We start from the raw sequence: 13404 nt of genomic DNA on the forward strand, positions 1-13404 counted from the left end.
CGGCGGCGTCGCCGCGCTTCCGACCAAAAGCATGATCCCGAAAAGTGGGAACCGGTTTTCGGAGAAAGATCATGCTCAAAGAATCGAAGCGGCAGAAACACTCATTTCCGAGCCGATGAATATCCAGCCGAAACACTCTCAGCCGCTTATCCTTTCGGGCCGCGACGTGACGGCCGTGCTTGGCCCCACCAACACCGGCAAGACCCATCTCGCCATCGAGCGCATGGTCGCGCATGAGACCGGCATCATCGGCCTGCCGCTGAGGCTGCTTGCCCGCGAAGTCTATGCGCGCGTCTGCGAGAAGGTCGGCGCCCACAAGGTGGCGCTGATCACCGGCGAGGAAAAGATCGTGCCTGCGGGCGCGCGATACTCGGTCTGCACCGTCGAGGCGATGCCGCGCGAGACCGACGCCGCCTTCGTCGCCATCGACGAAGTGCAGCTCGCCGGCGATCTCGAGCGCGGCCATATCTTCACCGACCGCATCCTGCATCTGCGCGGCCGGCAGGAGACGCTGCTGCTGGGCGCCGCCACCATGCATGGCATCCTGCAGCGCCTGCTGAAGGGCGTGTCGGTGGTGACGCGGCCGCGCCTGTCGCACCTTGCCTATGCCGGCTCGAAGAAGCTGACCCGGCTGCCGCGGCGCACGGCGATCGTCGCCTTCTCGGCCGACGAGGTCTATGCCATCGCCGAACTGATCCGCCGTCAGCAGGGCGGCGCCGCCGTCGTGCTCGGCGCGCTGTCGCCGCGCACCCGAAACGCCCAGGTGGAGATCTTCCAGTCCGGCGACGTCGACTATCTCGTCGCGACCGACGCCATCGGCATGGGGCTGAACCTCGACCTCGAGCACGTCGCCTTCGCCCAGAACCGCAAGTTCGACGGCTACCAATACCGCAACCTGAGCGCGGCCGAGCTCGGCCAGATCGCAGGACGCGCCGGCCGGCATCTGCGCGACGGCACGTTCGGCGTCACCGGGCAGGTCGACCCGTTCGACGAGGATCTGGTCGCCAAGATCGAGGCCCATGATTTCGACCCGGTGAAGGTGCTGCAATGGCGCACCGCCGATTTCGATTTTTCCAGCCTCGACGCGCTCAAGCGCTCGACCGAGACCAATGCGCCGGTCGAGGGGCTGACCCGCGCGCTGCCGGCTGTCGACGCGCAGGCGCTGGAGCATCTGTCGAAGGACGGCGACATCCGCGCCTTGGCCACCGGCAAGGATCGTGTCGCGCTGCTCTGGGAAGCCTGCGCGCTCCCCGACTACCGCAAGATCGCGCCGGCCCAGCACGCCGATCTTATCGCCTCCATCTATATGGACCTTGCGCGCCATGGCCATGTCGATGAGAATTACATGGCCGAGCAGGTGCGGCGCGCCGACACGACGGAAGGCGATATCGACACGCTCTCGCACCGGATCGCGCAGATCCGCACCTGGACTTTCGTCTCCAACCGCCCTGGATGGCTGGCCGATCAGCTACACTGGCAGGAAAAGACGCGCGAAATCGAAGACAGATTGTCGGATGCGTTGCATGAGCGGTTGACGAAACGCTTCATAGACCGCAGGACTTCCGTCCTCATGCGGCGCCTTAGAGAAAATACCATGCCTGAAGCCGAAATCAGCCCAACCGGAACCGTCCTCGTCGAAGGCCATCATGTCGGCGAGTTGCAGGGGTTCCGCTTCACCGCCGACCAAAGCGCCGGCGGCGAGGACGCCAAGGCGGTGCGGATCGCCGCTCAGAAGGCGCTCGCGGCCGAGTTCGACGCGCGCGCCGAACGCTTTGCCGCCTGCGCCAATGGCGACCTGGCCTTGGGCTCCGACGGCGTCCTGCGCTGGATCGGCGCGCCGATCGGCACGCTGGTCGGCGGCGACGAGGCGCTGAAGCCGCGCCTTGTCCTGCTTGCCGACGAGCAGCTGACCGGCCCTGCGCGCGACAAGGTTGCGTCCCGCGCCGAGCGTTTCGTCAATTTCCAGATCGAGTCGCTGCTGAAGCCCCTGGTCGATTTGAAGAATGCCGACCAGCTCACCGGCATCGCGCGCGGCATCGCCTTCCAGCTCGTCGAGCATTTCGGCCTGATCAATCGCCGCGACATCGCCGAAGAGATGAAGTCGCTCGATCAGGAAGGCCGCGCGGCGCTCCGCCGGCTCGGGGTGCGCTTCGGCGCTTATCATGTCTTCGTGCCGGCGCTGATCAAGCCGGCTCCGGCCGGTCTGGTGACCTTGCTCTGGGCGCTGAAGAACGACGGCAAGGACAAGCCGGGCTTCGGCGACGTGGTGCATGCGCTCGCATCGGGCCGCACCTCGGTCGTCATCGACCCGGCCTTCGACAAGACCTTCTACAAGCTCGCCGGCTATCGCAATCTCGGCCGCCGCGCCGTGCGCGTCGACATCCTCGAGCGGCTTGCCGACCTCATCCGCCCGGCGACCAACTGGAAGCCCAGTCTCGGCCAGCGTCCGGACGGCGCCTATGACGGCCACGCCTTCATGGTGACGCCGCCGATGATGTCGATCCTCGGCGCCACCGCCGACGACATGGAAGAGATCCTGAAAGGTCTCGGCTATCGCTCCGAGGCGAAGCCGGCCGCCGAAGTGAAGGCGAAGCTCGAAGCCCAGGACAATGCCGCGCGTGAGGCGGCGGCGGCGAAGCTGGCGGCGGAAGAAGCGGCGCGTGCCGCGCAGGCGGCAGAGACGCAAGCCGCGGTCGCAGAGGCAACAGCCGAAGGCTCGGAGCCGGCAGTCGTCGAAGCTCCGACTGAAGCCGTCGCGGAAGCGGCGGAACCTGTCGCTGAAGTTCCGGCCGAAGCCAGCTCGGAAGCAGCAGCGGAACCTGCCGTTGAAGAGCCGGCAGAAGTTGCAGCCGAGGTCGCGGAAGAGGTTCCCACTGTGGAAGCCCCCGCTGCAGTGCTTGAGTCGGCCGAAGGCGCCGACGCCTTTACCTCCCCCTCGATGGGGGAGGTCGCGGCGCGAAGCGACGCGGGTGGAGGTGATGGCGCCGACGATGCAGATGCTGGGACGGCCGGCGCTCCCCACGAGGGGGAAGGCAAGGCCGACGAAACGCCAGCCGAAGCTGAAGAACCGAAGCCTGTCCTTCTGTGGCGCCTGGCGCGTTTCGACCATCAGCGCCCGCGCCAGCGTCACGACAACCGTCGCGACAATCGCCAGCGCGGTGACCAGCCGGCGCGCGACGGCCAGACGGGCGCCGCGGGCGGCCAGCCCGGCGACCGGCCGGCCCATGAAGGCCGCCGCGACCAGCGCGACGGCGTCGGCAAGCCGCGCTTCGACCGGTCGAAATTCAAGCCGAGGCCGGATGCAGGCGACCGCCGCGAGGGCGGTGAACGCCGCGAAGGGCGGCCGCAGGGCGATCGTCGGGAGGGCCGGCCTGACTGGAAGGGCAACAGGCAGGAAGGCAAAGGCAACGCTCCGGGCGGCAAGCCGGCCTTCCAGGGCAAGCCGCGCGAGGAACGCCCGCAGCGCTTCGATCCGGATTCGCCCTTCGCCAAGCTCGCCGCCTTGCGCGACCAGCTGAAGAAATAACCTCGGTCGGTTGCAATGGTTGGAGAAGGCCGCCAGCGCATCGACAAGTGGCTGTTCTTCTCGCGCGCGGTGAAGTCGCGGTCCCTTGCCGCGAAGGTCGTCGTCGCCGGACGCGTTCGCATCAATCGCGACAAAGCAGCGCAGGCCTCCGATCTGGTGAAGCCCGGCGACGTGCTGACCATCACGCTCGAGGGCCGTATCCTGGTCTGGAAGGTGCTTGATTGCGGCACGCGGCGCGGGCCTGCCGATGAAGCGCGCCTGCTTTACCAGGACATGTCGCCGGCGCCGACGCCCAAAGGCGGGGCCGTTGCGGACGCCATTCCAGCGCTGCGCGAAGCCGGCAGCGGCCGCCCGACCAAACGCGAGCGCCGCCAGACCGACCGTCTGCTCGGCGACGATTGAGACATAGCCGGCCCGGGGCGCGGCCCGAGCAAATTCCGCGAACCCTGCGCGGCGATCCAGGCTCGGTGACCTCGATCCGCTCTTCCGGCCGGAATTCCTTTCCGGCCCTCGGGCTCCGCCGGCAATCCCTACCCTTGCATGCGGCGGGCAAAGGCGTTACCTCAGCCAAAAAGCCCAACAAAATGGGACGTTCCGGAGCCTGCAATGACCTATGTCGTGACCGACAATTGCATCAAATGCAAATATATGGACTGCATCGAGGTCTGTCCGGTCGACTGTTTCTACGAGGGCGAGAACATGCTCGTCATCCATCCCGACGAGTGCATCGACTGCGGCGTGTGCGAGCCCGAATGCCCGGCGGACGCGATCAAGCCGGACACCGAGGGCGGTCTCGACAAATGGTTGCAGATCAACGCCGAATACGCGGACAAATGGCCCAACATCACGGCCAAGAAAGAACCGCCCGCCGACGCCAAGACCTTCGACGGCGAGACCGGGAAGTTCGAGAAATATTTCTCGGCCGAACCCGGCGAGGGCGATTGAGAAAGAGGCCGATAGCGCTGGCATGACGCCGCGTAACGGGGCCGATACAAATACTGTCTTGACAGGCAGCACTGCCGCTTGGCGTTAGCGAACGCGGCAAAACCTTGATTCTTCCGACTTTTTGTGTTACATAAGCAAAACATGCCGGTGACACGACGTCGATTTATGGCGCTAACGCCCCAAATCACTGAAAGGTGAGCTTTTAATTCCGGACCAGAGCGATCTGGGGCAGGCGGTCGCATTCGTGCGATATGCCGGTCCCCTGCTTTTCCGGTGGGTTCATCCTGTTGCGCGGCTAACGGTCGGCTGTCGCCGGCCCCATGGGTTCGCGCCGGCATGATGCCGGCGGCACAACTAAGGAGTTCAGGGCGTAATGGCAACGATCACCCCGCAGAAGAAGTCCACCGCGGCCCGCCACGGGTTCAAGACCGGCGAGTTCATCGTCTATCCGGCGCATGGCGTCGGCCAGATCGTGGCGATCGACGAGCAGGAAGTTGCGGGTCACAAGCTGGAACTGTTCGTCATCGATTTCCAGAAGGACAAGATGCGGCTGAAGGTGCCGGTCGCCAAGGCGACCTCGATCGGCATGCGCAAGCTGTCGGAAGAGGATTATGTCGACCGCGCGCTGAAGGTCGTGCAAGGCCGCGCCCGCATCAAGCGCACCATGTGGTCGCGCCGCGCGCAGGAATATGATGCCAAGATCAATTCCGGCGACCTGATCTCGATCTCGGAAGTCGTCCGCGATCTCTACCGCGCCGACAACCAGCCGGAGCAGTCCTATTCCGAGCGTCAGCTCTATGAAGCCGCGCTTGACCGCATGGCTCGTGAGATCGCCGCGGTGAACCGCATGTCGGAGACCGAGGCGGTGCGTCTCATCGAGGTCAACCTCAACAAGGGCCCGAAGCGCGGCGCCAAGGCCGACAACGAAGAATCCGAACAGGAAGAAGCTGCCTGAGCTTTTCCCCTTTAAGTTACGAAGAACCCGGCCTCGTGCCGGGTTTTTTGTTTCTGAAAGGCCTATCGAAGGTTACGCGCCTCCCCCTTCCTTCTGCGCCTCTTCCTGGCGCAGCGAGGCGATGAAGCGTTTCGTCCGCTCGCGCTCCGGATTGTCGAACACGACCGAGGCCGGACCCTTCTCGACGATCGCGCCGGCATCGAGGAAGACGACCTCCTCAGCGATCTTGGAGGCGAGCCTGAGATCATGCGTGGCCATCACCATGGTCGTGCCCTCGCGGGCCAGTTGCCCGAGCACGTCGACCACTTCCTGAGCCAGCTCCGGATCGAGCGCCGAGGTCGGCTCGTCGCACAGCAGCACGCGCGGCGACGGCGCAAGCGCCCGGGCGATCGCCACGCGCTGCTGCTGGCCGCCCGACAGCGTCGCCGGCCAGGCATCGGCCTTGTGCGCCATCCCGACCTTTTCGAGCAGCGCCATCGCCCGCTCGCGCGCCCTCGGCTCGGGCCATTTCAGCACCGTCACCAGCCCTTCCATCACATTCTCGATGGCCGTGCGATGCGGGAAGAGCTGGAAGTTCTGGAACACCATGCCGGTCTGCAGGCGGATGCGCTGGATATCCTTTGCCGGCACCTTGCCGCCCGGATGGAACGCAAGCGTCTCCTCGCCGATGCGCAAGGAACCGGACGTCGGGATCTCCAGCAGGTTGATGCAGCGCAGAAGCGTGCTCTTGCCCCCGCCGGAAGGGCCGACCAGCGCCGTGACGCTGCCTTCGTCGATGCTGACGGTGACGCCCTTCAGGACAAGATTGTCGCCGAAACGCTTCTCGATGTTCGTGAGGCCGATCATGAATTGGCCTCCAGGAAGCCGCCATAGCGGTTGAGCCGCACCTCCAGCCGTGCCTGCAGCGCCGACAGCACCGAGCTCAGCACGAGATAGAGCGCCGCCGCCTCGACATAGAGGATCAACGGCTCGTAGGTGGTGGCAACGATGCGCTGCGCGGCCTGGAACATCTCCGGCACGGTGATGGCTGCCGCCAGCGAGGTGTCCTTGACCAGCGAGATGAAGGTGTTGGAGAGCGGCGGCACCGCGACGCGGCCCGCTTGTGGAAGTATGGTGCGACGCATCGCCTGGCTCCAGGTCATGCCGATCGAATAGGACGCCTCCCACTGGCCCTTCGGCACCGAGCCGATGACCGCGCGGATGATCTCGGAGGTGTAGGCGCCGATGTTGAGCGTGAAGCCGATCAGCGCCGCGGGAAAGGCATCGAGCAGGATGCCGACCGACGGCAGGCCATAGAAGATCAGGAAGAGCTGCACCAGCAGTGGCGTGCCGCGAAAGATCCAGACATAGAAGCGCACCAGCGCGACCAGCGGCTTCGGGCCGAACAGCCGGATCAGCGCCGTCACCAGCCCGGCGATGAGCCCGAGCGCGAAGGACAGAAGAGTGAGCGGCACGGTGAAGATCAGCGCCGCCCATAACAGCGTCGGCAGCGATTCCAGCATCAATTGCAGCCAGTGCGGCACGGGGCGCTTCTCCCTTCCAGATACGGCGGCGCGTTGCCCCGTGTGGACTGACTATCATGCAAAAACCGGCGAGCCGTCAAAGACGGCCCCAATGAGTGTCCTGTTAAAAACGGCGGGCCGTCGAAGACGGCCCGCCGGAATTCAGGCAACAGACTGTTCGGCTTACTGGGAAACGTCCTGGCCGAAATACTTGTCGGCAATCTTCTTGTAGGTGCCGTCGGCCTTGATGTCGGCCAGCGCCTTGTTGATGGCCGCGACCAGTTCCGGATCGCCCTTGCGCACGATGACGCCGGAATAGTCGGCATTCTCTTCCTCCGCGGCGATCTTCACATTGGCGTCCGGCTTGTGCTTCTTGAAATCCAGGAAGGACAGGCTGTCGTTGATGGTGGCGTCGGCGCGGCCGGTGAGCAGAAGCTGGATCGACTGGTCGAAGCCGTCGGTGCCGACGAGTTCCGCGCCGTTCTTCTCGGCAAGCTTGCCGAAATTCGAGGTCAGCGACTGCGCCGACTTCTTGCCCTTGAGATCGGCGAAGGTCTTGATGTCGGTATTGTCGCCGCGCACGATCAGCACCGCCTTCGAGGCGATGTAGGGATCCGAGAAATCATACTTGGCCTTGCGCGCGTCGGTGATGCCGACCTCGTTGATGACGGCGTCGTAGCGGTTGGCGTCGAGGCCGGCGATCAGCCCATCCCACTTGCCTTCCAGGAACTCGACCTTGACGCCGAGCTTGTCGCCGATGGCCTTGGCGATCTCGACGTCGAAGCCGACCAGCGCGTTGGATTCGTCATGATAGGTGAAGGGCGCATAGGTGCCTTCCGTGCCGACCTTGAGCACGCCGGCCTGCTTGATCTGGTCGAGATTGGCGCCGGCATGGCCGGCGGTGACCGCCAGAACCTGCAGCGTTCCGGCGATGAGAAGCGATTTAAGCCATTTCATTTTTCTGTGATCCCGTTTTGACCGGTGTGCCGGTCCGATTGTGAGAGCCGGAAACTGACAGATAGAAGGTCGCGAAATAAGGAACCACATTTCAAAAATCGACTTTCCCGGAAATCCGATTCTCAAAATCGCCCGATAATCCGCCAAGCGGCATATCGGAGCCCGCTAACAGAATGTTCCCGCCGGCAACATTTGCCCCCTCGGGCGGCGGAACCATCCATGCGCCTGACACGTTGCATGGCTGTTGTAGGGCGCGGCGGCGTCTTTTCAACCGTCATGAGCGTAATGACCGCCAACAGGAGCCGGCATGATTGAGGACGCGGCAGGACGGACACTGGTCCGGGCGGCAATGAAAGCTCCCTATCTCGAACGCGACGAGGAGCATGTCCTTGCGCTCCGCTGGAAGGAAGAGAACGACCAGCACGCGCTGCATCGGATCACCGTCGCACACATGCGGCTGGTCATCTCCATGGCCTCGAAATTCCGCCATTACGGCCTGCCGCTCGGCGACCTCATCCAGGAGGGGCATGTCGGCCTGCTTGAGGCGGCGGCCCGTTTCGAGCCCGCGCGCGAAGTGCGCTTCTCGACCTACGCCACCTGGTGGATCCGCGCCTCGATGCAGGATTACATCCTGCGCAACTGGTCGATCGTGCGCGGCGGCACCAGCTCTGCGCAGAAGGCGCTGTTCTTCAATCTCAGGCGCTTGCGCGCACGGCTGGCCAACGGCGCCGAGCCGCTCTCCAATGCCACGCTCTACCGTGAGGTCTCGGCGGCGCTCGGCGTTCCCGAAGCGGACGTGGCGATGATGGATTCACGCCTGTCCTCCCCAGACAGCTCGCTCAACGCACCGCTTGCCGACGAAAACGGCGCTGCCGAGCGGATGGATTTCCTGGTCTCCGAAGACCCGCTGCCTGACGAGATCGTCGGCGAAAGAATCGACGTCCAGCGCCGCGCCCTCTGGCTGAAGAGCGCGCTCGGCGCGCTCAACGCCCGCGAGCTTCGCATCATCGAGGAGCGCAGGCTGAGCGACGACGGCGCCACGCTGGAATCGCTTGGCGAACAGCTCGGCATCTCCAAGGAGCGTGTCCGCCAGATCGAGGCGCGTGCCATGGAAAAGCTGAAGCTGGCGCTGGTGAAGCAGAATCCGGAATTTCTGGCAGAGGCCGCCTGAGCAGCAACTTGAAGTTGTTGGCACGTCGTATTCATTGAACAAAAATATATCGCCGTTGCGGCAAAAACTTTCCTTCTTACTGTATCAGCGTATTGTGAATTCTTTAACAGACCCGCGCGCTCAACTGGTCTTTGGTGAATCCGACAGACCACAGCGGATGGGGGACTTGCCATGCTGCGATGCTGCGCCTTCCTTGCAGCCTTGATCCTCGTGGGCTTCGCGACGTTCGAAGCGCACGCTGACCGAAGGGTTGCCTTTGTGATCGGCAATTCGCAATACCGCAATATTCCGGCGCTCAAGAACCCGGACACCGACGCCAAGGACGTCTCGAAGACGTTCCGGCTGGCCGGTTTCGATGTATTCGTCGCCAAGGACGTCACCAAGCTGCAGTTCGAGGAGCAGTTCCGCAACTATCTCGCGGCCGCGGATGGCGCCGATCTCGCTGTCGTCTATTATTCGGGCCACGGGTTTCAGATCGGTGGCGTGAATTTCTTGATCCCTGTCGACGCTTCGCTCAAGCAGGCCGCCGACATCGAGGTTCAGGCGATCAAGCTCGATGACATGCTGGAGCAATTGCGCTCGAAGTCGAAAATCCAGATCATCATCCTCGATGCCTGCCGCAACAATCCGTTTCCGCGCAAGGACTACTGGCTGCGGGACCAGCTGATCACCGCTAGCGGCACCGGTCTTGCCGAGGTGAAAAGCTCGCAGAACGCGCTGATTGCCTTTGCCACCGGTCCCGATGCGATCGCCTATGACGGGACGGGCAACGCCAGTCCATTCTCATCCGCTTTTTCGCGCCGCGCGCTGGCGCCGAACCAGGAGATACGCGCGGTCATGGCCGCGGTGCGCCGCGACGTGGTCGCCGTCACCAAAGGCAAGCAGGTTCCTTGGGAGAACTCCTCGCTGATCGACGAAGTCGTGCTCATGCACCGTGCGAACAAGCCGGCGCTGCCGCCGGTGCTGGAGAGAGTCGTGCCGTCGGGGATCGGGCCGGTCGCGCTTGACCTGCCGACGCCTGTCACTGTCGACGGCAGCGCGGTCACCGTAAGCATTGAAACGCTTCCCGCGCTCGCAGGCCTGGTGCTGGACGGCAAACCCGTCGCCACAGGCGACCAGATTGCGGGCAACGACCTGCCGCGTCTGCTGATCGACCTGCCCAAGGCGTCCGACACGCAGGAACAGGTCGAAACGCTGGCCTATGCCACACATGACGAGTGGGGTGGCGTATCTCAGGGCATCCTGGTCTTGCGCCTCAAGAGTGGCGATGGCGCTGAGGGCCAGCAGAGCGCAGCGTCCCTGAAGGCCTTGCAGAAGCAACTGATGGTGGAGCGTAGCCTCCACATCACCGGTGCCGCCGAGACGATCCAGAAGAGCGACCTCAGCGTCCCGGTCGGCGTCGGCCCGGTTCCGTTGAACCTGGATTTTCCGACCGGAGACCCCGGCATCAGCCTGAAGCTCGCGAGTTACCCGGCAACAGGAACGCTGTCGCTGCCGGATCGGACGTTGTCGCCGGATTCGACCATTCTGGCCAACGAGATCCACCATTTGCGTTACGAGCCGCAGATCGGCGCCGCCGCTCCCCTCGAGGTCGGCTTCCAGATCCGCGCTGGCAAGGCGTCAAAGCCGGCCACGATGAAGCTGTCGCCAAGTGTCGACCCTTGCGACCGGGCGGCAGGCGCGCCGCTCGACCTGCAGGGCGTCGCCCCCGGCCGCCAGTCGAACGAGATCGGCGGCGGAGCGATCGAAGCCTGCGAAGCGGCGGTTAAAGCCTACCCCAATGTCGTCCGCTTCCGCTATGAGCTCGGACGGGCGTTGCTGGCGGCCGGCAAGGTCGACGAGGCCACGAAGGCCATTCAGGAGGCCGCCGACAAGGGCCATGCCCGAGCCGTTTTCGAGCTCGCCTATATGGCGGCGTCCGCAACAGGCACGGCCGCGGATGTTACGAAAGCGAATGGCCTCTATGCCCAGGCGGCCGACCAGGGCGATCCAGCCGCCATGGCTGCCTGGGGACGCGCTTTGTTCAACGGCGTCGGCGTCGAGCCGAACCCCCGAAAGGGATTGGACCTGCTGCTCAAGGCTGCGGCGATGGGGCACATCAACGCCATGAACGATCTCGCGTTGATCTTCCAGGAAGGCCGCAATGACGTGCCCGCCGATCCGGCCCGCGCTCTGGCGTTCCTCAAGGCCAGCATGGAACGGCAGGAAGTCTATTCGATGAGCATTCTCGGTCTTGCCGGGCGCCGCTTCCAGACAGCCGCTGTATGCAAGCCCAAGGTAATCACGAAGATCAGGGTGATCCGCGCGCCTGCGCCGATGATCACCCCACCTCCGGTAAAACCGGTGCCGCCCGTAATCGAGCCGGCGCCTTGGCGGGGCGGCAGTAGCGGCGATCGCCCGTCTCCTTCCAGGCAGAGCAGTACTGACGACAGCACCCCGGACAGCGGCACTCCGGATACCTCCGACAGCCCCAGCACGGGCGAACCTCCCGGCACCGACGCCAGCACCACAGGCTTTGGTGGCATCTCCACCGTCAGAGGTGGATAGCAGCCGCGACGCGTGGCCGGACCAGCCGGGACAACGCATGTCGCCATGTCGAGTGCGCGGCTTAAAGCATGTATCCCGAAAGTGTGAATCGGTTTCGGGACAAAGAAACGCGTGACCAAAAACCTACGCGCATGGAGCGAATCTGAAAGGTCGCAACGCGCTTTAGGGATTGCGCATCGCGGCAAGCTCTCAAAGCGCCGGGCCGCACGAACGCGAATGCGGAGCCCTACTTGTCCGTAACGATCTTGACCTTGTCGCCGGCCGATACGCTGGCGCCCGGCGACATGGCGTTGAGCACACGGAACAGATCGAGCTTGCGGTCGACGCCGACCATTTGCGCGGCGAGCGAGCCCATGGTCTGGCCGGCCTGAACGGTGACGACCCGGATGTGCAGCGGCTTCAGCGCCGCCTTCTCGGCCGGGGTGAGCACTCGGAAGGAGCCGCTGACCGAGCGCGCGACTGGATCCAGTGCAGCGCTGGCCGAGGGCGCCGCCGTCAGCAGCCGGTAGACCTGCCCGCCGGCGCGGATCACCGCGATGTCGAACTGCCAGCCCTGAGCGTTGGCATGCGCCATCGCCGCCTCGTTGCCGTTGATCGTCTCCTGGCGCACGCTGGCGTCTTCGAGCCCCGCCACCCAGCCGCTGCGGATGTAATCCGTGAGCGACACCGACTTGTCGATCGCCACGCCGTCGAAACGGATGGCGATGTCGCCCGGCCCGGTCGCGGTGACGGCGGCCGCCGAATTGTCGATGACGAAACCGTCCGGCACGGTGAAGGAGACCCCGAGATTGGGGTGCATGAAGGTTTGGCCGCGCACATAGCCTTCTTCCGGCGTGTCGCCGTAAAGCAGACCGTCAATGCCCGCGAGGAATGCGTCGCGGTCGCGCGTGCCGACGCCGGGGGGGCCGAAATTGCGCGCAAGGCGCTGCGCCAGTTCGATGCGTTGCGGCGTGTTGGGGTGCGTCGCCAGGAAGTCGAGGCTGGCGTCGGTGGCGCCGCTGACCGAGCGGAAATCGGTATAGGCCGACATCGACTGCAGGAAGCGGCCAGCCGCGTAAGGATCGTAGCCCGCCTCGCCGATCGACTTGATGCCGATGGCGTCGGCCTGCAGTTCCTGGTTGCGCGAGAACTGCGCCAGCCGAAGCTTGCCGCGGATCAGGGCCGCCTTGGCGGTCGGGCTGTCGCCAAGCACGTCCGACACCACCTTGGTCGCCAGGCCTTCCTCGGCCTCGAGCTGCTGCCGTTGCAGCCCGTGATTCGCCGTGACGTGGCCCATCTCATGGGCGATGACGGCGGCAAGCTCGGAGGAATCATTGGCCAGCGCCAGCAGGCCGCGCGTCACATAGAGATAGCCGCCCGGCAGCGCGAAGGCGTTGACGTTGGGCGAGTTGAGGATGGTGATGCGATAGGTCTGGGTCGGGTTGGCCGACACCACGGTCAGATTGCCGACGACCTTGGCCACCATGCGTTCGAGCTTCGGGTCGGAATATTCGCCGCCATAGGTGGCGAGAATGCGCGGATGCTGCGCCTTGGCCATTTCGGCGAGTTTGGCGTTGGCGACGACATTGTCGACGGTAATCGGCTTGTCAGAGGGCTGGAAGCCGCTCTCCTGCACGTCCGGCGGCGTGAACATCTGACAACTCGCCAGCACGGCAACGCCCGCCAGCGCGAAAAATCGTGCCAGTGGCCTCATCCACACTTTCTCAGCGCCGGTCGACAGATCGGCTTCCTTTCGAAATCTTTCGGCAAATCACGGCCCCGCCGGACCAGCATGGCGGACCTAGCCATACTCCCCCGGACA

10 protein-coding genes are annotated in these 13404 nt (G+C 64.6%); 6 read left to right on the top strand and 4 right to left on the bottom strand.

Annotation, left to right across the window (positions count from 1 at the left end; genetic code table 11):
• Positions 1–115 precede the first annotated feature (115 nt).
• From EJ068_RS11140 to EJ068_RS11155, 4 genes are all read left to right on the top strand, one after another.
• Positions 116–3526: a helicase-related protein gene (locus tag EJ068_RS11140; RefSeq protein WP_127251868.1), complete on the top strand. Its 3411-nt coding sequence runs from the start codon at positions 116–118 to the stop codon at positions 3524–3526.
• Positions 3527–3541: 15 nt separating this feature from the next.
• Positions 3542–3928, top strand: a complete 387-nt coding sequence (locus EJ068_RS11145; protein WP_126064026.1) for an RNA-binding S4 domain-containing protein — start codon at positions 3542–3544, stop codon at positions 3926–3928.
• Between the two features lie 204 nt (positions 3929–4132).
• A complete protein-coding gene (gene fdxA / locus EJ068_RS11150) occupies positions 4133–4471 on the top strand; it encodes a ferredoxin FdxA (protein WP_126080777.1) in 339 nt (112 codons plus the stop codon).
• Between the two features lie 373 nt (positions 4472–4844).
• The gene (locus EJ068_RS11155) at positions 4845–5426 is read left to right on the top strand and encodes a CarD family transcriptional regulator (protein WP_095816705.1); all 582 of its coding nucleotides are present in this window, start codon (positions 4845–4847) and stop codon (positions 5424–5426) included.
• Positions 5427–5498: 72 nt separating this feature from the next.
• On the opposite strand, the gene EJ068_RS11160 is transcribed toward EJ068_RS11155, so the two are convergent.
• The 3 genes from EJ068_RS11160 to EJ068_RS11170 form a co-directional block, all read right to left on the bottom strand.
• Positions 5499–6272, bottom strand: coding sequence for an amino acid ABC transporter ATP-binding protein (locus EJ068_RS11160; RefSeq protein ID WP_126064025.1), 774 nt, complete (start codon positions 6270–6272; stop codon positions 5499–5501).
• A complete protein-coding gene (locus tag EJ068_RS11165) occupies positions 6269–6949 on the bottom strand; it encodes an ABC transporter permease subunit (protein WP_127251867.1) in 681 nt (226 codons plus the stop codon). The genes EJ068_RS11160 and EJ068_RS11165 overlap by 4 nt, the downstream gene beginning before the upstream one ends.
• A 162-nt stretch (positions 6950–7111) precedes the next feature.
• Entirely contained in the window at positions 7112–7885 is a 774-nt protein-coding gene (locus EJ068_RS11170) for an amino acid ABC transporter substrate-binding protein (RefSeq protein ID WP_127251866.1), read from the bottom strand.
• A gap of 307 nt (positions 7886–8192) precedes the next feature.
• Between EJ068_RS11170 and EJ068_RS11175 the strand changes: the two genes are divergently transcribed.
• Both EJ068_RS11175 and EJ068_RS11180 read left to right on the top strand, forming a co-directional pair.
• Positions 8193–9056, top strand: a complete 864-nt coding sequence (locus EJ068_RS11175; protein ID WP_126064022.1) for an RNA polymerase factor sigma-32 — start codon at positions 8193–8195, stop codon at positions 9054–9056.
• A 171-nt stretch (positions 9057–9227) separates the two neighbouring features.
• A complete protein-coding gene (locus EJ068_RS11180) occupies positions 9228–11603 on the top strand; it encodes a caspase family protein (protein ID WP_127251864.1) in 2376 nt (791 codons plus the stop codon).
• 226 nt (positions 11604–11829) lie between these two features.
• Here EJ068_RS11180 and EJ068_RS11185 read toward each other — a convergent pair whose 3' ends face one another.
• On the bottom strand, positions 11830–13296 hold the full coding sequence (locus tag EJ068_RS11185; RefSeq protein ID WP_127251863.1) for a M48 family metalloprotease: 1467 nt from the start codon (positions 13294–13296) through the stop codon (positions 11830–11832).
• Positions 13297–13404 lie beyond the last annotated feature (108 nt).

Origin of the sequence: Mesorhizobium sp. M2A.F.Ca.ET.043.02.1.1 (genome assembly GCF_003952405.1) — a bacterium.
Classification (GTDB): Bacteria; Pseudomonadota; Alphaproteobacteria; order Rhizobiales; family Rhizobiaceae; genus Mesorhizobium.